Genomic DNA, 24168 nt, shown 5'->3' with positions numbered 1-24168 from the left:
TTTTGCCCCTGATATATAAAAAACGTGAAAAAAGCAGCCTGCACTTTTGTAAACATACAAAAATGCAGGCTGCTTTGGTTATCTAAACAACCCAATTAACGGCGATTGAGCAACACGCCCACCACCAAGCCAGCCAAAGCGGCAAAGCCCATGGCGTAATAAGGCTTATCGTTTACATATTCATCGGCGCGTTTGGCGTGGTATTTAACCTGTTCCACCGTGCGGTCTTCCAAATTTTGCAAAGTAGATTGCGCGTTGCCCAATCGTGCTTGCAATTTCGCTTTTAAGGCTTGAGTTTCTTCCGCGCCGCGTTCTACGCCTTCATCATACAAGGCTTCGACATCATTCAATACGGTGCGAATTTCTTTCAAGAGTGCTTCTTTTTGTGCTTCAAAATCACGTTTCATCATGCAATCCTTTTCAAAAGTAATAGAAAATTGCCCGAAGGCAAGACTGACTATAACGCTATCAATTTGCTGTAACAAGCATTTTTGTACAAATTTACTTAATTTAAAACAGGACAAAACACTTAATAAGTTGTGGATAACTATATTACACGATTGAAATCAAATTAAAAAATAAAATTGCCTAAAAAATAAGCAAAATAAAATCATCAGAATAAGGCTGTTTAATTTGGCGATTTTGTGCAACATTATGCGTTGCATTTTTTAGCTATAAAACAACTATTTATGTATATTTAATAATAAAAATCATCTAATTTTTATTATTTTATTTCAAAAATTCAAAATTTTTAGCATTAAGTATTGTGCAATATTGAAAGGTTTGTATGAAACACAGCATCGCCACCGTGTCGTTGAGCGGCACTTTGCCCGAAAAACTTCGCGCCATTGCAGGCGTGGGTTTTGATGGCGTGGAAATTTTTGAAAACGACTTGCTTTATTTTGATGGCAGCCCTGCCGATGTTCGCAAAATGTGCAAAGACTTGGGGCTGGAAATCATGCTGTTTCAGCTGTTTCGCGATTTTGAAGGCGTGCGCGTGGGCGTTTGGCGCAACAATTGGAACGAGCCGAGCGCAAATTTGATTTGATGCACGAATTGGGTACAAATAAAATTTTGGTGTGCAGCAATGTGCAGCCCACCACGATTCATAACGATGATATTGTGGCGGGCGATTTGTTTGCGCTGGGCGAAGTCGCCAAAAAACACGATGTGCAAGTGGGCTACGAAGCCTTGGCGTGGGGCATTCCTGCCGACCGCATTGACGGCTGGACGCTGCATTTCCGCTCTATTTTTGGATTCCGCCACGACGCCGATATGAGTTTGCCCGACCTCTATGGCTTGATGAAAAGCCGCTTGGTTCGCAGTGAAAATGGCGCGATTCACATTCCGCTGAACGCATCGGACAACCAAAACACGGTGGTGTCGCGTTCTATGGCAAACTATAAAGGCAGCGGCGTGCAGCATATTGCCTTTGCCAGCGATAACATTTTTAGCACCGTGAAAACGCTGCGTGAAAACGGCGCACAGCTGTTGGACATTCCCGAAAATTATTATGATGATTTGCAAGCACGTTTTGATTTGGACGATGCATTTGTGGCAAAACTTCGCGCCCATCATATGCTGTATGACATAGACGGTAAGGGCGGCGAGTTTTTGCACGTTTATTCGCAAATCATTGAAAACCGCTTTTTCTTGGAAGTGATTCAACGCATTGGCGGCTACGATGCGTATGGTGCAGCCAATACGCCTGTGCGTTTGGTCGCGCAAGATTTGCATTGGAAAAAAGTGCAGGCTGCTTGAATTTAGAGCGCAGCGCATGACCTAGACAATTTTCCTGAAATAGACAAAGCAGCCTGCACTTTTGGTTGATTAAAAGTGCAGGCTGCTTTTTCATTTTGGGGCTGTCCTAGATAACTAGGACAAACTCGATTTTACTAATTGTTTTAAAATAGAACAAGAACTTTTATCTCACTGTTGTTAAAACGCCATTCGCACTCCTTTAAATACAGCTCAAAATGCTCTTTGGGAATGCCGTTAAACTTGCGTAAATGACGTTTTGCTTGGTTCCAAAAGTTCTCAATTCCGTTGATATGGTTTTGTCGTTCAGCAAAATGTGTGCTGTGATTGATACGAAAACGAAGTTTCAGCGGAGTTAAAATAGCTTTGTTGCTCACATCTAATACATCATAGCTACGATAACAATCCGTATAAACGATGCTGTCAGGTTTAACTTGTTCACGAATAATGGGTAACAAAGTGGCTGTTTTAGTATTCGGTACGGTAACAGTGTAAACTTTACCATTTCGCTTCAAGAGCCCGAATACAGCGACTTTACCAGCAGCACCGCGACCGCATTTACCTTTTCGCTGCCCATCAAAATAACTTTCATCTGCTTCTACTTCGCCATCAAACATTTCTAAATGTGGACTGTTTTGATAGATAAGTAATCGTAAACGATGAAAATAATAGGCTGCGGTATTTTTATTATAGTGGATTAAATTTAGATTAGGACAAGGCGACAACGACCGCCGTGTACACCTAGTACATAAGGGAGTTGGCAACGCTGTACTAATCTAAATTTAATTCACTATAACACCTACTAACTCTGCTGCTGTTCTTACAGTTACGCCTGCGACAAATAACTCAATGAGTTTATTTTGTTTGTACTGACTTAGACGACTTTTTAGCTTTGCTGAAACTACGTTTTCTCATAGGGATAATTCTAACTTAATTTGAATTTCCCCAGTTATCTAGGATAGCCCCAAGATATTTTATCATTTTTGCGAATACAGGTTCTTAGTATCGTGGTTTCATATTTGCTAATATAACAAAAAGCCACCCTAAATTATGAGGCGGCTTTAGTCAGATTTTACGCAAAACATTACAGGTTATTTGCAGCGAATACCTGCTGTGAATATTCTTTCATTTGTTCAAGAACACCTAACCCACTTCCTGTTTCAGGAGCGAATGACGCCATTGCTTGTACCAATTTTTGTACTGCACTCACATCAAGATGTGAGCCGTCATGGGTTTGAATGGTTTCAATCCTACGCGGAATAATGCCAAACCAATCTTCAACGGTTACGCTGTCTGTTTGACCCAATACTTGAACTGTCAAATCACGACCATTGCGGCTAAACCATAAATCTTGTTTTGCAATACCTGATCCTAGTTTTAAAGTATCATTACCAGCACTATCATAAATTCGGTCATTGCCATCACCAAGATTGAAAAGATAGGTATCGTTACCAGAACCCCCTTCTAAGCGGTCATCATTTTTGCCACCGGCTAAGGTATCATGACCATTATTGCCTACAAGGTAATCAATGCTTGCATTACCTATTAAGGTATCGTTACCGTTACCACCATACAATTTACCGCCATCTGTATAAGCATACAGCTTATCATCACCACGAGTCGGACTGATGACCCATTGACGCAGTTGCTCGGTGTTGAGTTGTTTGCCATCAGCAAATTCAATACGTTGAACGGTGTAATCGCCCTTACCGTCTTTTTCAAAGAAGTTTTGAACAGTAACTTGCTGACCGTCTTTTTGCGTAATCAATAAATCAGCTTCATTGCGGTGAATGGTGACATCGTTTAATCGTGTATGAGTAAATTTCAGCACATCTTTATCGTGTTGCGGATTGAAGTTTAAAACGGTATCTTGACCGAATTGTTTACCAAAAATATAGGTATCAGAACCCATTCCACCTTCTAAAATATCATTCAGGCTGCCTGAAACAATGGTATCGTCCCCATCTCCACCATAAGCGCGATTATTTCCTGTTTCTAGGTAAATCCTATCGTTACCGCCGCCCGCATCAATATTGTCATCGCCTAACCCTGCGTAAATGGTGTCATTGCCATTGTAGGTTTCAATATGGTCATTTCCTGCCCCTGCATGAACCGTATCATCATCGCCATAACCCTGTAAGAAATCGTTACCATCTGTACCACGTAACAGCGTTTCTTTGATTTCTGCTAGGCTGATTTGACCACCGTCATATTCAATCGCATCAATATGTTGAGTTAAAACATCGCCAGCAAACATATTGCTAACAGTAATACTGTTTTGCTCACCAGATACACGAATAATCAGGTCATTACCATTGCGTTTATAAGAAATGGCATCTTTGCTCACACCGTTCAAACGTACCACATCATGACGTTTGTCTGATGTATCGCTATTGTAAATCGTGGTTGCACCAAAACCTTTATTAAACTCGTACACATCAGAGCCATTACCACCATTCACAACAGCAGTAGCAGAACCTACGATTAAACGGTCATCGCCCCCATTACCATTCAATACATCACGACCGAGCAAACCAACTGCTTGTAAGACATTGTTAGCAGCATCACCATTTTGTTCTGCCAAAATGGTAGCTGCTTTATCACCTAGTACATTCAGCCAGTCTTGTAATTGACCGCTCTCTTTACCCTGTTTAGCGAAATCAGAAAGCAACGACATTCCAGCAGTCCAATCTTTTGCACTACCAAAAGCCAAAAATTCGCCTAAATCTACAAAGGCTTTTTGAGCATTGGTTGCAAAAGTTTCTTGAAATTTGGTTTGAACATCGGTGTAATCTAACGTAAATTGTTGTTTATCATCTAATTTAAAGCCGATTTCATTCAAATAAGGCTGTAAACGTGTTTGGAATAACAAACCCTGATAGATATTATTTGCCAATGAATCATAAGTTTGATTAACCGTATCAATAATTTGACGAGCTTGTGCTTGCGTACCAAAGTAGAGCGTTTCAGATTTTTCGCCTGTAAACGCATCAAGAACGGCAATTTTGCTGCGTACAGCTTCAAAATCGGCTTTGGTTTGAGCATCTAACACAATACCTTTGCGCCATTCTGCGATTTGAGTGGGTGTCAACCCAATGCCCTCGTTATCAGTCAAAATCAAATCACTAGATAAAGTAAACGCATCTGTTTTGGATTTGAATGGGTCAGTTGCACCCCATTTAGTAACCAACTCACTCAACAATGCTGTTTGTTCTTCTTTGGTTTGAGCAGCAGCATAGGTTTTTAACGTATCTGCTAATTCAGCGTTCAATGCGGCAGCCTCGCGCAAATCGCGCAAACGTCCCAAACCCTGTAAATTAGGAGCTTGTAATTGTTCAGGTGTCAGCTCTACCGTATCTGTGTAACGACTATACAAACTGTTGCTAGCAAATTCTACATCGCCCATTTCACTAGTTGTACCATCTATTTTAGTGTAGCTACCAATATGGGTTAAACGGTTGCCATTGCCTAAATCTTTGCTATTTTCTTGATGTTCTAAATTAAGAGATTGAATACCCAATGCTTGTAATGTAAACAATTCATTGGCTTGTGAGATGCCGTCTTGATTGATGTCTTGTCATACTTTCAGGCTGCTAAACAATTCATCTGCTTGATTGATGAGATTATCGTGATTACTGTCTAATTCTGCCAGTGCTGCATAACCATGAGCTGCTGTCGCACCATTAGACAAAACAGAATGGTTACCAAAGATTTCCTTGCCGCTGTCGATTTTGCCGTTGTTATTCAAATCTAACGCCAAAATACCGTTACCTGCTGCTGCCCAACCCGTAGCGGTTGCGATACCGTCTGCGTTGTGGTCGAAGCGTGCGCTGACAGAAGAGGGGGCGAGAGTTTGAATGCCTTTGCCGTCTAGGTTTAGGATTAGGGGGTCGTAGCCGTAGGCTTTGCCGTCTCGGTTTACTTCATCTTGCCAATCTTTCCAATCGCTCGGATCGCACCAATTTTTTTCAGGAAGTAATAAAGAACCTTCGCCTGGTGTCAATGCATTACCTAAATCTGGGTCGTCCAAACCCATCTGATTTAGTAATGTTGATGCTACGGAATTGCTGTTTTTGCCTAATCCAAAGAAAGGGTAAGGAAGATTCTGATCATTGATTTTCTTGCCTGCTTCATAACCTTTATTGTATTTATCCATTACGCTTTCGTAAGAACCCTCATACAAAGTCTGTTGACGTTGTGATGGATTGTAGAAAAAACCTCCAGCTTCTGTTTCGGAATAAACTTTTAATCTATCTGAAGGCAAGTAACCTATAGGTTTGATTGCCCCATCTTCAGATGTTGCTAATCCATTAAGTTCGTGAACAACCTTTCCACTAGGATCTAAAACGGCTATAAAATTATGTCCGCCCATCCCACCGACTAATGGAAGTTGTGATTTTACAATTCTATAGTTTTCTGATTGACTCATAATTATCATCCTAAAATAACAAAATTAAAACTTCTTGCTCACAAAAGAATCCAACCCTCTATTCGGATCAATTTCTATATAAAAATTAAATGTTGAATTTTTTTTCTCTCCATGAATAACGATACTCTGCTTTACTACCGCCCTATATGAGCATAGAGTATCCGTACAAGTCATACCCATTCCAGATGCCACATTTTTAATATTTTCCGAGTTGTGATTACCAGCTAATTTTTCTTCAAAAATATACTTAAGATTATTTGGGTTGTTGGGATATACATTGATAATGTAGTTGCTTATTTCATTATCTGGCAAAAGGGAAAAATCCACCTTCATTTTAGGAAATCCAAAATCACAGGCAACCACAAAAAAAATTAAAATAGAATATAAAAATATTTTTGGATTAAACATAAAATTATCCTTATTTAAAAGTTCTTGGGTATCCTGATACGCTTTTTAAATTCAAGAATATATTATCAAGAGAAGCATATAAGGAAACTGTGTTTGTATTTTATTATCTCTACCAATACTACCTAAAAAACTATTTGTTGCTTGAATAGCAAGCGTAGGGTGGGTGCTTGCACCCACGCATTTCAAGTTACTCATTAACTTATCCTTGCAACAGAAATTTTACAAAAATTATCACAATTTAAAATTACAGTCAACATCTTTAAGACTTGTTCTTATTTTTATAATTCTGATACTTCAATTAGCTTTCAGGCTGCCTGAAATATCAAAACTATTTAACATTACTGGTTAATTCAGCGTAAATCACGTAAGCGACCTAAACCCTGTAAATTAGGAGCTTTTAATTGTTCAGGTGTCAGCTCTACCGTATCGGTGTAACGGCTATACAAACTGTTGCTAGCAAATTCTACATCGCCCATTTCACCAGTTGTATCGTCTATTTTAGTGTAGCTGCCGATATGAGTTAAACGGTTGCCATTACCTAAATCTTTGCTATTTTCTTGATGTTCTAAATTAAGCGATTGAATATCTAATGCGTCCAGAGTGAACAATTCATTGGCTTGGGAGATACCATCTTGATTGATGTCTTGCCATACTTTCAGGCTGCTAAACAATTCATCTGCTTGATTGATGAGATTATCGTGATTGCTGTCTAATTCTGCCGGTGCTGCATAACCATGAGCGGCTGTCGCACCATTAGACAAAACCGAATGATTACCAAAAATTTCTTTACCACTAATCAATCTTGCCGTTGTTATCCAAATCCAATGCCAAAATACCATTACCTGCTGCTGTCCAACCCGTAGCGGTTGCGATGCCGTCTGCGTTGTGGTCGAAGCGTGCGCTGACAGAAGAGGGGGCGAGAGTTTGAATGCCTTTGCCGTCTAGGTTGATAACCAATGGGTCGTAGCCGTGGGCTTTGTTAGTGCGTGGTGGCTGTTCCACCCAAGGTTTTAAACATTGGTAACCATCATCTCCATATGGGAAAAGTGGCTCACTTCCAGGTAACATATTAGACCAAGACTCATTCCATGTTGGCCATAACATTCCATCAAAATCTTTAACAGGATTAATACCCCCGACATTTAATGCTCTCCAAGTAAAATCAATGCAACTATTCCATAACCCATTATAGTCTCTATCAAAACCATAATTAGAGGAATGTTCTCCAAAGTCTTTTAATCGCTCATATTGTTCTTTTGTAATTTCTATTGTTCTAGAATAAGAAGTCGATAAGTAGTTGTCACTGTCATCATCGTATACATGACCTTTTCCAAATGCTTTTCCATGTTCAAGAGGTGCGAATCCGTAACTTTTGGGTTTGGATTTATAATCATTGATTTCATACCACATATGACCAACTGAAGAAGTTCCGCCTTTTTTCAAAGGTGTTCCTCTATTTGCAATATGGATGGTTACTGAATAAGTCATCATTTACCTCGTTACTTTGCTTTGTATAAAAGAGTAATTTCAATTTGTTTTCGATAATTATCAAGAGAGCTTAAGTCTATATTATCAATATTAATTTTAAAGTAATATTTTCTCCCTTTTTCTAAATAAAAATATTTAGGAAATGCATCCACAGAAATGACTCTGTCAGCTGGATTAGAACTATGGTGATGCAACCGTATGGGGTATTCAGTTATGGAATAAATTAATTTATTGTTTTCATCGAATATTGAAATTGATGATTTATATTTTCCTGTATTACTTTCGGTTCTTATAAGATCTATTGTTTCTCCCCACTTATTTATGTCATCCACAAAGTAATTAATATAAATTGAATAAGTATCGCTCTTGTCAATATCTATAAAATAATAAACATCAATTTTATTATTTAAATCACCTAACTCATAGAAATAACTTTTTTCATAATGACATCCGCATAAGAGTATAGTTAATCCCAATAAACTAAATAATATTTTTTTCATTGAAAAAATCCTTGCCATTATAATATAGATTTATGGTTAATAATTTGTTTGCTAGAAAAAGATTCTATTCCTTTGTTTAAATCTATTTCCATTTCAAATATAATTCACTATAAATTATTATCATCTATATGATTTTTTGATTTACAATTCCTTTATAATTGTAAATATTATTTAAACATTTCATACCTATATTAGATTAGATTATTTCAAATTCATGTACGTCATTGGTGTTTTGTACTCTTTCTCGAATAATCTGTTTTATATATAATGGGTTGTTTGGATATGATTTAATAATTAAACTACTTATTTCATTATTTGGCATTGGTATTACTGGGAATACTGTCTATTTGATAGCAAGCGTAGGGCGGGTGCTTACACCCATGCATTTTCAAGTCGCTCATCAGCTCATCATTTTAAGAACCTGTATTCACAAAAATGATAAAATATCTTTATGACTAGAAAATCCTACCCAACAGACTTAACAGATGCCCAATGGCAAGCGATTGAGCCACATTTTAACCAGCTACGCCACTACAAATGGGATAAACGTCAATTAGTGAATGCCGTTTTTTACATTACCAAAACAGGTTGCCAATGGCGTATGCTGCTCAATGATTTTCCACCTTATTCAACCGTATGGAGTTTCTATCGCAGAGCCAATCAATCAGGCTTATGGGATAGAATTCTTTTGGCATTGGTTCAAAAAAACGTTTAATCCATCAAAAACAAGCGATGCCAACTTATGCCATTATTGATTCACAAAGTGTCAAAACAGCTTTTAGCGCACATGATAAAGGTTTTGATGGAGGTAAAAAAATCAAAGGTCGTAAGCGACATATAGCTGTTGATACGTTGGGTAATCTATTGTCTGTTGTGATTCATGCAGCCAATATTCATGACACAAAAGCAGGTATTTTTGTAGCAAAAAAAGCGTTTGAGACCTATCCGAGTTTAAAAGGTTTCTGTGCAGACGCAGGTTATCGGAATACATTTGAGCGTGAAGTATCAGAGCAATTGGGTTTAACTGTTGAGATTTCAAAGAGAATTCAAGATATTTCTTGGCATATTCTGCCCAAACGTTGGATTGTAGAACGAACGTTTGCATGGTTAGGTTGGTCTCGACGTTTAGCAAAAGATTTTGAGCAGACGAATTTATCTGCTGAAAATTTTGTTAAACTAGGGTATATTTCACAAATATTAAAATTTATCAAATAGTTGTTTGTGAATACAGGTTCTTAAACCGCCCTTTTTTTCTTGATAAAAAAGCAGCTCCCATTTTCAGCTCTGTTGATTTTATCTGCACAGATTTACAGTTCTGCTGGTTCACGGTAGTTTATCAAAAAAAGAAATTTTGTGTATATATAAGCAGAAGAACTGTTTTTAAGTGGTTATGTGGTTATAAGTAGGTTAATTATCTGTTTTTCATGAAAAAAGTCATATCCAGTAAAATTATGTTAATGGTTATGCGTGGAAATTGTCTATTTTCTTTACATTATAACTTATTGAATATAAATATATAACCAGTCATAACCAGTTCATAACCACTAAATAACCAGTATGGATATATCAAATTTTCTTTTATTTTCAAAAAGATAAAGTGTTAATAACCACATAACCACTTAAAAACGCTTTTTTTTCGCAGAGTAATTTTTTCTTGATAAACTGCTGTGAACCAAAAAATACAAAAAAGGCGTAACTATCTGAATAGTTATGCCTTTTTCTTGATTATTCTAAATCTTCGGGCATATCTGGGGGTATTTCGCCCACCAATACATAAAACCGCCCTTTGTCAAAACGCTGAATTTTCCAACGCGCCCCACTCGGGTTCTTTTTCAGCCAGCCGATACCATGTAAAACCGCACACCCTTTGCGTGGGTCTTTGCCTTGCAAAATTTCGTCTTCAAACACGTTCGGGATAATCCAATACTCCGTAGGCTCTACTTGCGATGTTTTGCGATAGCCTGCGTGTTCTCGGTTGGTAAATTCGCTGTTCCAACTGGCGAACCGTTCGCTTCCTGAATGCAACTGCATGAACATGACGGCTTGTTTAATGATTTGGCGGTCTTCTTGTTTACCTGTGCCGTTAAGCTGTAACCAATCGTCAAAGCATTGTTTCACGCCTGTCATGCCTACACCGTTCGCTAAACCTGTGATACCGCTTGCCAGCTCCAACGCGGCTGCCACTAACGCAAACTGTTTTGCTACTCTTCGCGCTTGTCCGTCCAAACTCGGCAAAGTCGTCATAAACGCGTTTAAAGCAGCTTGAACGCGCTCTGTGGGCGTGTTGGCTAATTGCTTAATCCATTCGCGCCCTGCTGCGCCGTGTTGCGATTGAGTGGCTGCCTGTAAATGCTCGGAAAGCGTTGCGCCGTCTGAAAACTCATGCAAGTTCTCATAAATACCGTATTCGGTGGCTGCTGGAATGCTCGGCAATCGCACGGCTTGCCCTGCTTCCCATTTTTCGGCTGCTGCATTCATGTAGGCGTTCATGCTGTATTCTTCTGTTGAAAATAACAGAATGCGCCATTCTTGCGCTGCTCGGTTTCCGCCGTCTTTTGCGCCTTGAATTTTGCTTTTACCGTTGATGACTGAATACGCGGTTTTGCTGATGGTTTTGGGGTGGGCTTCGCCGATTTCGTCCAACACAAGTAAACCATCATTTCTTGATAAAGCAGCATTGGAAAAGCCTAAATCTGTTCCGCGCCAAGTCATTTTAAGGGATTGCGGATTGCCAAACACGGATAACGCCACTAACGCTGCGGTGGTTTTGCCGTCTGAACTGTCGCCATAGATGTGAAAACCGCCGTTCTGCTCGCCGACCAATGCCAGCAAGGGAGCTGCTAACGCCGTGCCTAATGCCAACAGTAAACGGCTGTTACCTGCTGCATATTGCGCCACTTGGCTTTGCCAGTCTTTCAGGCTGCCTGAAACGGTGTAGGCATGGGCTTGGCTCGTATCGCCATTGTAAATAATGCGCTCGGCGTGTTGGTTGTCGGGGCGGATAATGTCGCCGTTTGGCAGCGTGTACGCTTTACCTTGCCAACCGCATTTCTGCGTAACGATGTAGGGCGTGTGTAAACCGTTGGTTTGCAAATAGTCGGCTAATAATTCGCGTTTACGCCGTCCTGAATGCACGGTTAAGCCGTGTTTTAACAAGCCTTGCCAGTTCGCGCCAATTTCTGCCATCGGCAACGCAATCACGCGTGTTTGTTGGGTCAAATAATCGCGCCATTCAATAATGCGGTAATGGCTGCCGTCTTGGTCGCGTCCGCGTCCGATGAGTTCAATGCAATCGGATAAGCGCAAGGGGGCTTTTTCGCTGCTCGTACCGTCTTTGTCGGTTACTACGTCCACAAAATAAACGCCTGTGCGGTCGCATTCGTAACGCGGTTGCAAGATGATTTCTTCAAATTCATTTTTCATGATGATTTTTCCAATGTTTTCAGCAAGTCAGCCAATGCGATAACCATTTGCATCTCTTGCAAGGTTTCTGCTTCGTGCCACTCATCGGCGTTCATCATGGGGGAGCTGCCAAACGGCATAGGATTTAAGGCAGCCTGAATATTGCCGTTCAGCTCGGTTTGTTTGGTGTGAAAATGGGGGAATTGATGCGTTTTCATTGCGTTTTCCTTTCGGATAGGTAAACGCATTCCCACGCCGTGAAATTGCGTGTACGCGGTTTTCAGGCAGCAGGAATGTGGTTGCCTGAAATTAGTAATGGTGTGTCGGGTTAATAGTGCGTTCTAACAGCTCGGCTGCTAATTGCAACGTATTGAGAAGTGCTTGTTTGTGTTTGTCATCAGCAGAAATGCAATAACCAAGCGTAGCCAACATATCGGCAACACGGCTAATTTCTAAAATAGCAGCGTTGTTCAACACAAAAACATCACTCAAATAAACGGTGTCGCCATGAGCAATGTACAAATTTTGGGAAAGATTAGATTCTGCAAAATCAGCAGGTAAATGAGCTGGGGGAATGTCATACATGATTGAGTACCTTTTCTACTGTGGCTAATAGTCGCTTTCCGTTCCTACACGGTGGGCGACAGACAAAGGGCAAAGAGTAGGAAACTGGCACAATAGAACCAGTGGGCATAAGCCCACTTTGCCCCTGTCTGCCATAGTCAGAAAATAGGTACAACAAGGGGAATGCAAATAAAAAACCGCATTGTAATTCAAATAATTACATTGACGGCTATTTGCCTATTGTGTTCAGCTTCCTACGGCTGGTTGCGCTATTGAACGCAACGGCGCGATTATTGCCCTTTGCTGGTGGGTTTGTCAAGGGGGTTTTGCTGCTCGGCTGCTAACTGGTCTAAATAAGCGGTGATTTCGCTCTTTCGCCACGCGGTTACATTTGGGCTAATTTTGATGGGTTTCGGGAACTCGGGGTGATAACGGCGGTTGTTCGGATTAACCCAATTCCAAATAATCGTATCAGACACGCAAAGCAATTTTGCCAGCTCTTTCACCCTAATCAGTTGGTTACTCATCGTTCATCTCTGTTTACTCAATTTCACAAATTCTACACAAAAGTATTTATAAATCAACAGTTTCTGATTTTTCTTGATGTAAAATTTTGTAGCCCGTTAGGGCGTTTTCGCGAATGCGGAATTTAAAAATCATCAATTTATGATGATTTTTGGCACGTTGTGCCTATCCTGCATCTTTTGATTTTTAGTGTATTTAGAGATTGAATATAGAAAATAAGCAAATTGATTGCTCATTAGTTGCTAATATGTTGATAATAGATTGCTGACACTTGCTCTTGGTTGCAATGATTTGATTTTATGCTGCTTATTGCTTGTATATTTATTTATTTCTTATTGCTTGCTAATCATTGCCTTTAACGGCAAATTAGTTGTATTTAACTTAAATTAACAATTTAAGTATTTTTCATGAAAAATGTTGATGCAAAATAGGCACCCCACAATGCGTGGGGCGTGTTATTTGACTTTCAGGCTGCCTGAATATTGTGTAACGCTTTGTTGAAATATTCGCGCAAATGGTCTGAATACCATTGCATAAACTCGGTGCGCTCTGCCAAATATTCGGCGCGATTGTAGGCAGCTCGGATTTTATCGCTGGGAATGTGCACTAATTGTCGCTCTATGGCATCGGGGTTAAATCCGCGCTCGTTTAAAATGCTGCTGGCTAGACTTCTAAATCCGTGCGGCGTAGCGATACCCCCATAACCTAACCTTTTTATGATGGTATTGAGCGTTACTTCGCTAATCACGCCTGTTTTAGCGGTTCTGCTCGGAAATAAATAGGGGGTATGTCCTGTTAGCTCGCGTAGCTCGGTTAGCAGCTCCATTGCCCAATCTGAAAGCGGTATTAGGTGCGGTGGCTTGGGTTTGTTCTTTTCGTGCTTCATGCGCTAGGCTGGGATTATTCATGTTCGCGCTGTGAAGTCTATTTCTTGCCATTGTCCGCCCCTAAATTCGGTGCTTCGCGCAAATGTCAGCATAAGCAGTAGCATTGCAATTCGGCTTTGCTGGGTAATGTTTCCTGTAAGCAGCCTGAAATAGAACTCGGTTAATTCGCTCTCTGGTAAGGCTGGCAAATGTTGGGGCTGTGTTCGTGCCAATGTGCCACGCAATACGGCAGCAGGGTTGCGGTCGGTCATTTCCAAAATGGCTGCGTGCGCGTAAATGGCTGCTATCCATTGGCGGATTTTTTCGGCGGTAGCGGTGGCGTTGCGTTCCACCACTCGCGCTAATACGGCTTTTACATCGGCTACGCTAATCTCATTGAGCTGCTTACTACCAAGATAAGGGAACACGTCTTTTTTGAGTTGGTTAAATATTCGCGCTGCATTGTGGTCTTTCCAGCGATGCAGGTTCGCTGTATGCCATTGCATAGCGATTGCCTGAAAGGTGTTTAGTTGCGCTGCTCTGCGCTCGGCTTTGGCTTGTTGTTTGGCTTGGCTGGGACTAATACCGTTGGCTTTCTGCTTTCGTGCATTCATGGCGATTTCTCGCGCTTGTGATAGCGTGATTGTGGGGTATGTGCCAATAGACAAAGTTTGTCGCTTACCATCAATCGTGTAATCTAATCGCCAATATTTACCGCCATTTGGTTTTACAAGTAAATACAAGCCTTTATCGTCAGTTAATTTATACGGCTTTTCATGCGGTTTTGCTTTTTTGATTTGCTGGTCATTTAGTTTCATAGTTTCAACAACTTAAATTAGTTTTTACGGTACTTTTACGGTGCTTTTTTGAGATACCGTAAAAAGTACCGTAATTTTTCGGTTAATTCAAGTTCATCAAGGTTTATGACAGTTGGCTATTTATCAGAAAAAAATGAGTTGGCTAATGTACCTGAAAGCCTTTATTCATAGTGGTTTTGTTCATTGTGGTTCATGGCTGTTCATGTAAAAAAACCGCCTGAAAATCAGGCGGTTTTTTCTTTGGCTGGTGCCGACAGCGAGACTTGAACTCGCACGAGCTAGGCTCACCACCCCCTCAAGATGGCGTGTCTACCAATTTCACCATGTCGGCTAAATTTGAATTATTGTGCAGAGCTGGCTGCTGGCGATGCAACGCTTGCAGGTGCAGTCGTTGTGCTAGTTGCAGGCTGTGTTGTGGTGGTTTGTTGTACATCACTAAAATCTAGTGTACCTGTTTTGCCGCTGTGCGAGTGTACATACGACAAAGCCAAGCACGATGCAAAAAACACGGCAGCGCAAATGCCTGTTAAGCGCGTCAGAAAGTTGGCATTGCCTGCTGAACCGAACACACCTTGTGCGCTGCCCGAACCGCTACCAAAACTTGCGCCCGCGTCTGCGCCCTTGCCGTTTTGCATCAACACCAAAATGATAATGCTCAACGACGAGAAAATATTAATAATCCAAATAATTGTTTTAAACGCTTCCATAATTATGCTTCTTGTGCCGCGTTGATAATCGCGGTAAATGACTCGTATTTTAACGATGCGCCACCCACCAATGCACCATCTACATAAGGGACGCTAAAAATTTCAGCAGCGTTTTTGTCGTTCACACTGCCACCGTAAAGGATGCGAATGTTAGCATCATTGCCGCACAATGACAAGATTTCGTTGTAGATAAACTGGTGCATATCGGCAATTTGTTCTTTGGTGGCAACTTTGCCTGTGCCAATCGCCCAAACGGGTTCGTATGCTACGGCAAAGTTTTGTGTTTTCAAGCCTTTGAATACGGATAATTGGTAGGCAACGGCTTCTTTTTCGCGACCGTCTTCGCGCTCTTTTAGGCTTTCGCCCACGCACAGCAACGGAATCAAGCCCACATTTAACACGTTTTCAATTTTTAGGCGTTGAATGTCGTTTTTTTCGTTGAAATACAAACTGCGCTCGGAATGTCCGATTAACACAATATCCACGCCCACGTCTTTCATCATTTCGGCGGACACTTCGCCTGTGTACGCGCCTTTGTCGGCAAAACGGCTCACGTCTTGGGCGCAAATGTGGATTTTGTTGTTCAACACAATTTGCACGGCGTGATGTACTTGCGATAAATAAACGGTTGGCGGACTAATGCCAATGCACACGCTATCGGCGGCTGGCAGGCTGCGGAGTTTGTGTACCAAGCTGTTGTTGCTGTGTAGCTGTCCATTCATTTTCCAGTTGCCAACCACCCATTTTTGTTGCCAGATATTTTGTTCCATGATGTTTGTCCTTTGTATGATTAAAGTGCAGGCTGCTTTTTAATTGTAGCGCAAAAGCAGCCTGCACTTTTACATTTCATTTAATTTTTTTAACAAAGCCGTGGTTTTATCAGGGTCTTCGTTGCGAATTAGCTTGATGATGTCAGTTTCTAAATCTTCGGTATGACTGCGTAACACCACATCTTTCACGCTCAATAAATCGCCCACATTCATGGAGAATTTACGCAAGCCCAAGCCGAGCAATAAGCGAGTGTATGTCGCATCGCCCGCCATTTCGCCGCACACCGACACGCCTTTGTTCATGCGATTGGCGGTGCGGATAATGTGTGCCAACAGCTTCAACACGGCTGGGTGCGCTGGCTGATAAAGATAGCTGACAGCATCATCGCTTCTATCTACCGATAGCGTGTACTGAATCAAATCGTTTGTGCCAATAGACACAAAATCCACTAGTTTGAGCAGGCTGGATACAGTCAGTGCGGCAGATGGGATTTCAATCATGCAGCCAATATCCACATCGGCAAACGTCTCGCCGCGTTCGGTTAGCTGGCGTTTGGCGGTTTCCAAATGCATCAGCGATTGTTTGAGTTCGGACAAGCTGGCAATCATCGGGAACATCATTCGCAATTTGCCATGTGTGGCGGCGCGTAAAATCGCGCGCATTTGGGTGCGGAACATGACAGGTTCGGCATGACACAAGCGAATGCCCGTTAGCCCCAAAGCTGGGTTGAGCGCAGCATTGGGCGTGCCGTTGTTGCCAAACCAACGTGGATTTTTGTCCACACCCAAATCCACGGTGCGAATGGTCAGAGGCTTGCCTTTGAGTTTTTTCGCCATTTCGCTATACGTTTGGAACAGCTCGTCTTCGGTGGGCAGCGAATCGCGGTTCAAATACTGAAATTCGGTACGCAACAAGCCCACGCCGTCTGCGCCAATATTGTGCAAGGCTTTGATGTCGTCCATGTGTTCAATGTTGGCGAGTAATTCAATTTCTTCGCCGTCTTCGGTGGTGGTGGCGGTTTTTTTCAGTTTATTCAGGGCTTTTTGGTGTGTTTTGAACTCTTTTAAACGGCGGCGATATTCTGCCAACACGATTTCGTCTGGGTTGATAATCAGCACGCCTGTCATGCCGTCCACAATCACCCATTCGTTTTCCGAAATTAGTTGCCGCGCATTGCCTGTGCCAATCACAGACGGAATGTTTAGGCTGCGACCCAAAATTGCCGTGTGGCTGGTTGGCCCGCCCATGTCGGTGACAAAGCCTTCAATTTTGGCATCTTTAAAAAACACCGTGTCGGCTGGCGACAAATCGTGGGCGATTAAAATCGTGTCGTCCAACAAGTTTTCGCCGAACACGATTTCGGTGTTTTGTCCGACCAGATTTTTTTGGATACGCTCAACCACTTGTAACATATCTTGTTTACGTTGGCGCAAGTAATCATCGTCAATCGCGTCAAATTGCTGGCTTAAATGGTCAGTTTGGATTTTTAACGCCCATTCGGCATTGATTTTTTGTTGTTCAATAATATCAACAGGTTCGCGTGATAGGGTTACATCGGTCAGCAGCATCAAATGCAGCGAAATAAACGCGCCCAATTCGGTTGGAGCGTTTTCGGGAATGGCGCTGCGGAGCTGTTCCAGTTGCTTGCGTGTGGCTTTAATCGCGGTTTCAAAACGGGCGGTTTCGTTGGCGATTTCGGCTTCGTGCAAGTGGTATTGTGGCACTTCGGAGCTGCCACGCACCACCAATCGGGCGCGACCAATTGCAATGCCTTTGCCTGCTGCGTAACCGTGTAACACAATCATGCTTATTCTCCCTCGCCAAAGTAGTCGGCAATTAGGGCGCACAACGCGGTCATGGCGGCTTGTTCGTCTGCGCCGTTGGTTTCGATTTCGATTTCTGTGCCTTGTGCGGCGGCGAGCATCATCAAGCCCATGATGCTTTTGCCGTTTACGCGCTTGCCATTGCGCGATACCCACACTTCGCTTTGAAATTGCGCTGCCGTTTGCGTGAATTTGCTGGACGCGCGCGCGTGTAAACCAAGTTTGTTGATGATTTGAACGGTTTGGGTTTGCATGATGGAAATTCCTTGAAAGATGAAAAAGCAGCCTGCACAGTGTTTATTCGGTAAACGCCATAATACCGTTGATGCCAGCTTGTTTGACCAATTCCACAAAATCGCCCAACTGGCTGGATTGAGTAGAATAATTAACCGCCTTAATCAACATAGGCGCGTTCAATCCGCTTATCATTGCCGACTGCGGCGATACCATTTTCATGGCGGCATTGCACGGTGTTGCGCCAAAAATGTCGGTTAAAATCAACACGCCATTGCCGCGATTGATGTCGGGTAAAATCGCTTGGGCGCGCGAGATAATGTCTTCGTGGTCATCGGTTGTTTCCACGTTTAAGATGTGGATATGCTCCAAATTTTGGTTGGCAAAAAAATGTTGTGCCAGTTGTTTGTATGCCGCACCCAGCGTTTCGTGGGTGATGATGAGTAAGCCTATCATGTTTGTGTTCTCTGATTGGTGGTTTGTGGGCGAAAGTATAACCTAATTAACGCTGTAAACCATATAAAAAGCAGCCTGCACTTTTGTGTTGATTACAAAATGCAGGCTGCTTTGACGTTTATTTACCCCAACATTTTCACACTACCGTCCAACAGCACCAACCACGCCTTCGCGCCTGTTTGTTGAATCGCTGCTTGGATTTCGCTCTCGCTGCTTACCGCAAACGCAGTAGAAAGCGCGTCTGCCAACGCCGCGTTGTCGGCAAGCACACTCACACTTTGATAACGCGGTGCGCTGCTGCCCGTGCGTGGGTCAAACAAATGCGTGAACTTGCCTGCCACATCAAATGGCGTACCAAAACCGCTAGACGTTGCCAACGCCTGATTTTGCACAGGAATCGCCACATTTTGCAGCGTGCCATTGCCTTTTGGATTTTGGATTTTGGCGTGTTGCAAATGTTGCTTGTGCGTGTCCAAATGGCGTGTTTCGCCCATATCCACCAGCGCATAAGTCAAGCCCTCGTTTTGCAGCAATTGCGTGATGCGGTCGGTGATGTAGCCCTGTGCAATGCCGTTGAGCGTTATCGCCATATTCGCTTGCGTAAACGCGATGTGTTGACTGTTCACGCGCACATTTTTCCAGCCAACGCGGCGCAAAGCAGCCTGCACATTGGGCGCGGTTTGGCTATTGGGTTGGCGCGAAAAATGTTGTGCGAACTGTTGCCACAACACTTGCACAGTCGGGTCAAATGCGCCTTGCGTGATGCGATGAATGCGCTGCACTTGGTTCAACACCGCCAGCAAATCGGCAGACGGCGCGTGCAGGCTGCCTGCGCGGTTCAAGCGCGATACTTGGCTGTTGTCCTGATACACGCTGAATATTTTTTCCAGTCGGGTGACTTCGGCAAGCGATTTTTGGATTAGGCTTTCTGCCAAAGCGCGATTGGGGTGATACAAACGCAGCTCGGCATCTGCGCCCAACGCCACGCCTTGCCACACAACAGGTTCGGTTTTCGCCTGCGCCCAAGTTCGCGTTGGCAACAAAGCAGCAGCGGACACGGCAGCGGTAATCCCAATAAAACGGCGGCGAGTGGTTTGCATAATTTCAATCCTTTTATTTATTGATTAAGATTAGATGAAAATTATAGCCCTTAACCTTAATTTGCATAAATCTTTTTTGTTCTGCTTGATTTAAATCAACAACGCAAAGCAGCCTGCACTTTATTTGGTAACAAAACTACAATTACGACCATAAACCCACCCAAATAAAGGCAGATTTACGCTGTTTTTTTTGTTTATATCGGTTACAATACTACACGTTATTGATAAGGAATCCGCAATGAAATCACTCCACCCAAAACTAGCCGAAATCACACAACGCATTATTGAGCGCAGCAAACCTACACGCGAAGCCTATCTGGCTCGCATTCGCGCATTCAAACAACAAGGCAAACTGGAACGTGACCAGCTGGGCTGCTCCAACTTGGCGCACGGTTATGCTTCTATGCCCAAAAGCATCAAAATTGAAATGCAAAAACCCGATGTCCCCAATTTAGGCATCATTACGGCATACAACGACATGGTGTCCGCGCATCAGCCATTCAAAGATTTCCCCGATTGGATTAAAGACGAAGCGCAAAAACACGGTGCAACCGCCCAAGTGGCTGGCGGTACACCTGCGATGTGCGATGGCATTACGCAAGGTTACGAAGGCATGGAATTGTCGCTGTTTTCGCGTGATGTGATTGCGATGAGCACCGCGGTGGGTTTATCACATCAAATGTTTGATGGCGCGTTGTTTTTGGGTGTGTGCGACAAAATCGTACCAGGCTTGGTGATTGGCGCGTTGTCGTGCGGTCATATTCCTGCCGTGTTTACACCTGCTGGCCCAATGGAAAGCGGCATCGGCAACAAAGAAAAAGCGCGTACTCGCCAATTATTCGCCGAAGGCAAAGTAGGGCGCGAAGCCTTGTTGGAAAGCGAAATGGGTTCTTATCACAGCCCTGGTACTTGTACATTCTACGGCACGGCAAACTCCAACCAAATGATGATGGAATTTATGGGTTTGCATTTGCCAGCCGCCGCGTTTTTTAATCCATACACACCAATGCGCGAAGCCTTGACCCGTCATGCCGCCGTGCAACTGGTACAAGACATTCGCAGCAAAAAAGCCAAACCAATCGGCGAAATGCTGTCTGAAAAATCATTCATCAACGCGATGATTGGCTTGATGGCAACAGGCGGTTCAACCAACCACACCATGCATTTGGTGGCAATGGCGCGTGCAGCAGGCGTGATTTTGAATTGGGACGATTTTGATGAAATTTCCAACATCATTCCATTATTGATTCGCGTGTATCCAAATGGTCAGGCAGATGTGAACCACTTTGCCGCCGCAGGTGGTTTGCCATTTGTGATTCGCGAATTGCGCGAAAACGGCTTGTTGCATGATGATGTGGACACGGTGGTTGGACACGGTATGCAAGCCTACACGCAAGAGCCGTTCTTGGATAACGACAAATTGGTATGGCGCGATGCCACAGCGCAAAGTTTGAATGATGAAATTCTGCGTACGTTTGACAACCCATTCTCGCCAAACGGCGGTTTGCGCTTGATGAAAGGCAATGTCGGACGCGGCGTGATTAAAGTGTCAGCCGTTAAAGACAGCCACCGCATTATTGAAGCCCCTGCGATTGTGTTCAACGACCAAAAAGAAGTTTTAACCGCATTTGAACGCGGCGAATTGGACGGCAAAGATTTCGTGTGTGTGGTACGTTTCCAAGGTGCGCGCGCAAATGGTATGCCAGAATTGCACAAATTAACGCCACCTTTGGCGATTTTGCTTGACCGCGGACAGAAAGTCGCATTGGTAACAGATGGACGTATGTCGGGCGCATCGGGCAAAGTGCCAGCGTCTATTCACATGTCGCCAGAAGCGTCTATGGGTGGTGGCATCGGCAAAATTCAAACAGGCGATTTGATTCGTTTTGATTCGGTAACAGGCGAATTAACCGCTTTGGTTGATGAAAAAGAATGGGCAGTGCGTGAAATTCCTGCTGCCGATTTAAGCAAAAATCATTACGGCGTAGGACGCGAATTGTTCGCAGGATTCCGCGCCCAAACCAGCAGCGCGGAAACAGGCGCGATGAGTTTTGGTGGCGATTTCGCGTGATGATGTGAATAATGTGAACAAATAAAGTGCAGGCTGCTTTTTCTGGGAAATGGAAAAGCAGCCTGCATTTTTGGTTGATTAAAGTGCAGGCTGCTTTGTTATTTTGTTTGATTAAACCACAGGTTCTTGACGGCGCAACAAGGTAATTAAATCCGCCAAACGCTGTTTCATATCGCGTCTATCCACAATTTGGTCAATCGCGCCTTTTTCCAGCAAAAATTCAGCGCGTTGGAAGCCTTCGGGCAAGGTTTCGCGCACGGTTTGTTCAATCACACGCGGGCCTGCAAAGCCAATGAGCGCGTTGGGTTCTGCCAACACAATGTCGCCCAAAAAGGCAAAACTTGCCGATACGCCACCCATGGTCGGGTTGGTTAAAACCGAAATAAACGGCAAATCTTTTTCGCGCAACAAATGCAGCGATGCGCTGGTTTTGGTCATTTGCATCAGCGAGCTTAAACCTTCTTGCATACGCGCACCGCCCGATGCGGCAACGCAAATAAACGCGCAATTATCGGCAACCGCACGGCGCACGCCTTGCACAAAGCGTTCGCCCACCACCGAACCCATTGAACCGCCAATAAAACGAAATTCAAACGCGGCAACCACAACAGGCAAACCGTGCAGGCTGCCTTTCATCACCACAATCGCATCGTCTTCGCCTGTGGCTTTTTTTGCGGCAGATAAGCGGTCGGGGTATTTTTTGCTGTCTTTGAATTTGAGAATATCGGTCGGCTTGATGTTGGTAGCGATTTCTTCTCGCCCTTCTTCATCGAGCAACATATCCAAGCGTTCACGCGCAGAAAGGGCTTCGTGGTGTCCGCATTTGGGGCAAACGTGATGATTTTTAACCACATCGGTTACGTATTGCGTTGCGCCACAGGCATCGCATTTACTCCACAAACCTTCGGGAATGCCTGATTTGTTATCGGATTTTTTGATTTTTGGGGGAAGAATTTTGTCTAGCCAGCTCATGCTGATTCCTTTGTTGTGCTGAATATTTAGGTGCGCCGAATATTCACTCTATAAAGCGCAAGTGGGCGAAATATAGCGGTTTTGGCGTTGTTTGACAATACGCAAGCAGCCTGCACTTTTATGACAAAGTCGTATTCAACGCTTGGTCAATATCGGCATAAATATCTTCAATGTCTTCAATGCCCACCGAAAAGCGCAACAAGCCAACACGAATGCCCAATGCCATTTTGACATCGTGCGCCATGCCGCTGTGCGATTGCGAGTAGCAATGGTTGACCAAACTTTCCACGCCGCCCAAGCTGCTTGCTAGTTGCAGCATATGCAGGTTTTTAATCACGCTGTTTACGGCTTCGCGCGTGTCGTTTTTGAGATAAACCGTTACCACGCCGCCAAAACCGCGCATTTGGCGTTTGGCTAATTCGTGGTGTTCGTGCGATGGCAAGCCCAAGTAGAACACGCGCTCAATCGCTGGGTGTTGTTCCAAGCGTTCTGCCAATATTTGTGCGTTGGCAACGTGCTGTTTCATGCGAACCGACAGCGTTTTGATGCCGCGCAACACCAGCCAGCAATCCATCGGTCCTGCAATGCCACCTGTCATCACCATCATGTTTTGCAAGGGTTTTGCCAGTTTTTCGTCTTTGACAACGGCAACGCCCATCAGCACGTCTGAATGTCCGCACAAGTATTTGGTTGCGGAATGGAAAACGATGTCGCAACCTAAATCCAGCGGATTTTGTAGATAGGGCGTGGCAAAGGTGTTGTCTATGCCAACCAATGCGCCGTGTGCTTTGGCTTTTTGTGCCAGCAGTTCAATATCTACTACGCGCAATAATGGGTTGGACGGGGTTTCCAGCCAAATCATTTTCACTTTTTGTTCTGTCAAGATTTTGTCCAAATTTTCGGGCTTGGTTAAATCGGCAAAAATGACGTTCACGCCCCATTTGGCGTACACATCGTGCAGCAAATCGTAGCTGCCGCCATAAATATCGGACACAGCAACAATGGTGTCGTTGGGTTGCAAAAAGGTGCGGAAAATGCAGTCAATAGCTGCCATGCCGCTGCCAAAAGCAAAACCGTGTGTGCCGTTTTCTAGCTCGGCTACGGTGTCTTCTAAAATTTTGCGCGTGGGATTGGCTAGGCGCGAATAACGAAATGGAATGTTTTCTTCCAATTCGTGCATGGCGAACATGCTGTTTTGATATAGGGGCGGCATAATGGCACGTTGGTGTTCGTCTGCATCGTAAGCGGCGTGAATGGTTTTGGTGGAAAATTGCAT

General features: G+C 43.4%; 24 protein-coding genes, 1 tRNA gene and 3 pseudogenes. 5 read left to right on the top strand and 23 right to left on the bottom strand.

From position 1 onward, the window contains the following. Nucleotides 1–95 precede the first annotated feature (95 nt). Nucleotides 96–410, bottom strand: a complete 315-nt coding sequence (locus tag DQN52_RS00160) for a DUF883 family protein (protein WP_407928301.1) — start codon at nt 408–410, stop codon at nt 96–98. Between the two features lie 377 nt (nt 411–787). Here DQN52_RS00160 and DQN52_RS11050 point away from each other — a divergent pair, with 377 nt between their 5' ends. Together DQN52_RS11050 and DQN52_RS11260 are read left to right on the top strand one after the other, a co-directional pair. Further along, entirely contained in the window at nt 788–1048 is a 261-nt protein-coding gene (locus DQN52_RS11050) for a sugar phosphate isomerase/epimerase (protein ID WP_003787386.1), read from the top strand. Then, nucleotides 1006–1761 (top strand): VOC family protein, encoded by a 756-nt coding sequence (locus DQN52_RS11260; protein ID WP_038307934.1) that lies wholly within the window; start codon nt 1006–1008, stop codon nt 1759–1761. The genes DQN52_RS11050 and DQN52_RS11260 overlap by 43 nt, the downstream gene beginning before the upstream one ends. A 114-nt stretch (nt 1762–1875) precedes the next feature. On the opposite strand, the pseudogene DQN52_RS00150 reads toward DQN52_RS11260, so the two are convergent. The 8 genes and pseudogenes from DQN52_RS00150 to DQN52_RS00090 form a co-directional block, all read right to left on the bottom strand. Next, nucleotides 1876–2447 (bottom strand): annotated as a pseudogene (locus DQN52_RS00150) (IS1595 family transposase); the annotation flags it as partial. A 105-nt stretch (nt 2448–2552) separates the two neighbouring features. Next, nucleotides 2553–2645: pseudogene (locus tag DQN52_RS00145) on the bottom strand (IS1595 family transposase); the annotation flags it as partial. 197 nt (nt 2646–2842) lie between these two features. After that, nucleotides 2843–5296, bottom strand: a complete 2454-nt coding sequence (locus DQN52_RS11255) for a calcium-binding protein (protein ID WP_231954147.1) — start codon at nt 5294–5296, stop codon at nt 2843–2845. A 39-nt stretch (nt 5297–5335) separates the two neighbouring features. Next, nucleotides 5336–6187, bottom strand: a complete 852-nt coding sequence (locus DQN52_RS11250) for a hypothetical protein (RefSeq protein ID WP_231954145.1) — start codon at nt 6185–6187, stop codon at nt 5336–5338. A gap of 24 nt (nt 6188–6211) precedes the next feature. Next, nucleotides 6212–6595 carry a hypothetical protein gene (locus DQN52_RS00105; protein ID WP_038302904.1) on the bottom strand — a complete coding sequence of 128 codons (384 nt, stop codon included), beginning with the start codon at nt 6593–6595 and terminating at the stop codon, nt 6212–6214. A gap of 350 nt (nt 6596–6945) precedes the next feature. Further along, nucleotides 6946–7395, bottom strand: coding sequence for a hypothetical protein (locus DQN52_RS00095; protein ID WP_003787401.1), 450 nt, complete (start codon nt 7393–7395; stop codon nt 6946–6948). Then, a complete protein-coding gene (locus DQN52_RS11245) occupies nt 7388–8086 on the bottom strand; it encodes a hypothetical protein (RefSeq protein ID WP_231954143.1) in 699 nt (232 codons plus the stop codon). The genes DQN52_RS00095 and DQN52_RS11245 overlap by 8 nt, the downstream gene beginning before the upstream one ends. 8 nt (nt 8087–8094) lie before the next feature. Continuing rightward, a complete protein-coding gene (locus DQN52_RS00090) occupies nt 8095–8583 on the bottom strand; it encodes a hypothetical protein (RefSeq protein ID WP_032827764.1) in 489 nt (162 codons plus the stop codon). 451 nt (nt 8584–9034) lie between these two features. Between DQN52_RS00090 and DQN52_RS11035 the strand changes: the two genes are divergently transcribed. Both DQN52_RS11035 and DQN52_RS11030 read left to right on the top strand, forming a co-directional pair. Beyond that, nucleotides 9035–9298: a transposase gene (locus tag DQN52_RS11035; protein ID WP_111694395.1), complete on the top strand. Its 264-nt coding sequence runs from the start codon at nt 9035–9037 to the stop codon at nt 9296–9298. Next, nucleotides 9277–9798, top strand: a complete 522-nt coding sequence (locus DQN52_RS11030; RefSeq protein WP_331250430.1) for an IS5 family transposase — start codon at nt 9277–9279, stop codon at nt 9796–9798. The genes DQN52_RS11035 and DQN52_RS11030 overlap by 22 nt, the downstream gene beginning before the upstream one ends. A 510-nt stretch (nt 9799–10308) precedes the next feature. Here the strand turns inward: DQN52_RS11030 and DQN52_RS00075 are convergent. The 12 genes and pseudogenes from DQN52_RS00075 to DQN52_RS00020 all read right to left on the bottom strand — a co-directional run bounded on the left by DQN52_RS00075 (nt 10309) and on the right by DQN52_RS00020 (nt 19849). Continuing rightward, a complete protein-coding gene (locus tag DQN52_RS00075; RefSeq protein WP_003787407.1) occupies nt 10309–12006 on the bottom strand; it encodes a DUF927 domain-containing protein in 1698 nt (565 codons plus the stop codon). Beyond that, nucleotides 12003–12203, bottom strand: coding sequence for a hypothetical protein (locus DQN52_RS00070; protein ID WP_111694393.1), 201 nt, complete (start codon nt 12201–12203; stop codon nt 12003–12005). Before DQN52_RS00070 ends, DQN52_RS00075 begins: the two co-directional genes overlap by 4 nt. 91 nt (nt 12204–12294) lie before the next feature. Beyond that, nucleotides 12295–12570 carry a hypothetical protein gene (locus DQN52_RS00065; RefSeq protein ID WP_003787411.1) on the bottom strand — a complete coding sequence of 92 codons (276 nt, stop codon included), beginning with the start codon at nt 12568–12570 and terminating at the stop codon, nt 12295–12297. A gap of 269 nt (nt 12571–12839) precedes the next feature. Next, nucleotides 12840–13076 carry a helix-turn-helix transcriptional regulator gene (locus DQN52_RS00060; RefSeq protein WP_003787412.1) on the bottom strand — a complete coding sequence of 79 codons (237 nt, stop codon included), beginning with the start codon at nt 13074–13076 and terminating at the stop codon, nt 12840–12842. A 464-nt stretch (nt 13077–13540) separates the two neighbouring features. Further along, nucleotides 13541–14758, bottom strand: a pseudogene (locus tag DQN52_RS11635) (tyrosine-type recombinase/integrase). Nucleotides 14759–15003: 245 nt separating this feature from the next. After that, nucleotides 15004–15089, bottom strand: a tRNA-Leu gene (locus tag DQN52_RS00050). Between the two features lie 10 nt (nt 15090–15099). Further along, nucleotides 15100–15465, bottom strand: a complete 366-nt coding sequence (secG, locus tag DQN52_RS00045; protein WP_003787416.1) for a preprotein translocase subunit SecG — start codon at nt 15463–15465, stop codon at nt 15100–15102. A 2-nt stretch (nt 15466–15467) separates the two neighbouring features. After that, nucleotides 15468–16235 (bottom strand): triose-phosphate isomerase, encoded by a 768-nt coding sequence (gene tpiA / locus DQN52_RS00040; protein WP_003787419.1) that lies wholly within the window; start codon nt 16233–16235, stop codon nt 15468–15470. Between the two features lie 69 nt (nt 16236–16304). Next, nucleotides 16305–18041 carry a phosphoenolpyruvate--protein phosphotransferase gene (gene ptsP / locus DQN52_RS00035; protein ID WP_003787422.1) on the bottom strand — a complete coding sequence of 579 codons (1737 nt, stop codon included), beginning with the start codon at nt 18039–18041 and terminating at the stop codon, nt 16305–16307. 2 nt (nt 18042–18043) lie between these two features. Further along, complete coding sequence (locus tag DQN52_RS00030; protein WP_003787424.1) at nt 18044–18313, bottom strand: HPr family phosphocarrier protein; 270 nt, start codon at nt 18311–18313, stop codon at nt 18044–18046. 43 nt (nt 18314–18356) lie between these two features. Then, nucleotides 18357–18749, bottom strand: coding sequence for a PTS sugar transporter subunit IIA (locus DQN52_RS00025; protein WP_003787426.1), 393 nt, complete (start codon nt 18747–18749; stop codon nt 18357–18359). A gap of 122 nt (nt 18750–18871) precedes the next feature. After that, nucleotides 18872–19849: an FAD:protein FMN transferase gene (locus DQN52_RS00020; protein ID WP_003787429.1), complete on the bottom strand. Its 978-nt coding sequence runs from the start codon at nt 19847–19849 to the stop codon at nt 18872–18874. 238 nt (nt 19850–20087) lie between these two features. Here DQN52_RS00020 and edd point away from each other — a divergent pair, with 238 nt between their 5' ends. After that, nucleotides 20088–21920, top strand: a complete 1833-nt coding sequence (gene edd / locus DQN52_RS00015) for a phosphogluconate dehydratase (RefSeq protein ID WP_003787430.1) — start codon at nt 20088–20090, stop codon at nt 21918–21920. A 111-nt stretch (nt 21921–22031) separates the two neighbouring features. On the opposite strand, the gene accD is transcribed toward edd, so the two are convergent. Then, nucleotides 22032–22892 carry an acetyl-CoA carboxylase, carboxyltransferase subunit beta gene (accD, locus tag DQN52_RS00010; protein ID WP_003787434.1) on the bottom strand — a complete coding sequence of 287 codons (861 nt, stop codon included), beginning with the start codon at nt 22890–22892 and terminating at the stop codon, nt 22032–22034. 118 nt (nt 22893–23010) lie between these two features. Then, complete coding sequence (locus tag DQN52_RS00005) at nt 23011–24168, bottom strand: trans-sulfuration enzyme family protein (protein WP_003787439.1); 1158 nt, start codon at nt 24166–24168, stop codon at nt 23011–23013.

Origin of the sequence: Kingella kingae (assembly GCF_900475905.1) — a bacterium.
Classification (GTDB): Bacteria; Pseudomonadota; Gammaproteobacteria; order Burkholderiales; family Neisseriaceae; genus Kingella; species Kingella kingae.
Note: the sequence above shows the minus strand (reverse complement) of the source record. Positions and strands in the feature narration are given on the sequence as shown.

Coding starts and splice junctions, on each gene's coding strand:
- DQN52_RS11035 (WP_111694395.1), top strand. CDS start 9,035: ATGACTAGAAAATCCTACCCAACAGACTTAACAGATGCCCAATGGCAA.
- DQN52_RS11050 (WP_003787386.1), top strand. CDS start 788: ATGAAACACAGCATCGCCACCGTGTCGTTGAGCGGCACTTTGCCCGAA.
- DQN52_RS00060 (WP_003787412.1), bottom strand. CDS start 13,076: ATGAGTAACCAACTGATTAGGGTGAAAGAGCTGGCAAAATTGCTTTGC.
- tpiA (WP_003787419.1), bottom strand. CDS start 16,235: ATGGAACAAAATATCTGGCAACAAAAATGGGTGGTTGGCAACTGGAAA.
- DQN52_RS11245 (WP_231954143.1), bottom strand. CDS start 8,086: ATGATGACTTATTCAGTAACCATCCATATTGCAAATAGAGGAACACCT.
- DQN52_RS00065 (WP_003787411.1), bottom strand. CDS start 12,570: ATGTATGACATTCCCCCAGCTCATTTACCTGCTGATTTTGCAGAATCT.
- secG (WP_003787416.1), bottom strand. CDS start 15,465: ATGGAAGCGTTTAAAACAATTATTTGGATTATTAATATTTTCTCGTCG.
- DQN52_RS00020 (WP_003787429.1), bottom strand. CDS start 19,849: ATGCAAACCACTCGCCGCCGTTTTATTGGGATTACCGCTGCCGTGTCC.
- DQN52_RS00070 (WP_111694393.1), bottom strand. CDS start 12,203: ATGAAAACGCATCAATTCCCCCATTTTCACACCAAACAAACCGAGCTG.
- accD (WP_003787434.1), bottom strand. CDS start 22,892: ATGAGCTGGCTAGACAAAATTCTTCCCCCAAAAATCAAAAAATCCGAT.
- DQN52_RS00005 (WP_003787439.1), bottom strand. CDS start 24,168: ATGCAATTTTCCACCAAAACCATTCACGCCGCTTACGATGCAGACGAA.
- DQN52_RS00025 (WP_003787426.1), bottom strand. CDS start 18,749: ATGATAGGCTTACTCATCATCACCCACGAAACGCTGGGTGCGGCATAC.
- DQN52_RS00030 (WP_003787424.1), bottom strand. CDS start 18,313: ATGCAAACCCAAACCGTTCAAATCATCAACAAACTTGGTTTACACGCG.
- DQN52_RS00090 (WP_032827764.1), bottom strand. CDS start 8,583: ATGAAAAAAATATTATTTAGTTTATTGGGATTAACTATACTCTTATGC.
- DQN52_RS00160 (WP_407928301.1), bottom strand. CDS start 410: ATGATGAAACGTGATTTTGAAGCACAAAAAGAAGCACTCTTGAAAGAA.
- DQN52_RS11250 (WP_231954145.1), bottom strand. CDS start 6,187: ATGAGTCAATCAGAAAACTATAGAATTGTAAAATCACAACTTCCATTA.
- ptsP (WP_003787422.1), bottom strand. CDS start 18,041: ATGATTGTGTTACACGGTTACGCAGCAGGCAAAGGCATTGCAATTGGT.
- DQN52_RS00075 (WP_003787407.1), bottom strand. CDS start 12,006: ATGAAAAATGAATTTGAAGAAATCATCTTGCAACCGCGTTACGAATGC.
- DQN52_RS00105 (WP_038302904.1), bottom strand. CDS start 6,595: ATGTTTAATCCAAAAATATTTTTATATTCTATTTTAATTTTTTTTGTG.
- edd (WP_003787430.1), top strand. CDS start 20,088: ATGAAATCACTCCACCCAAAACTAGCCGAAATCACACAACGCATTATT.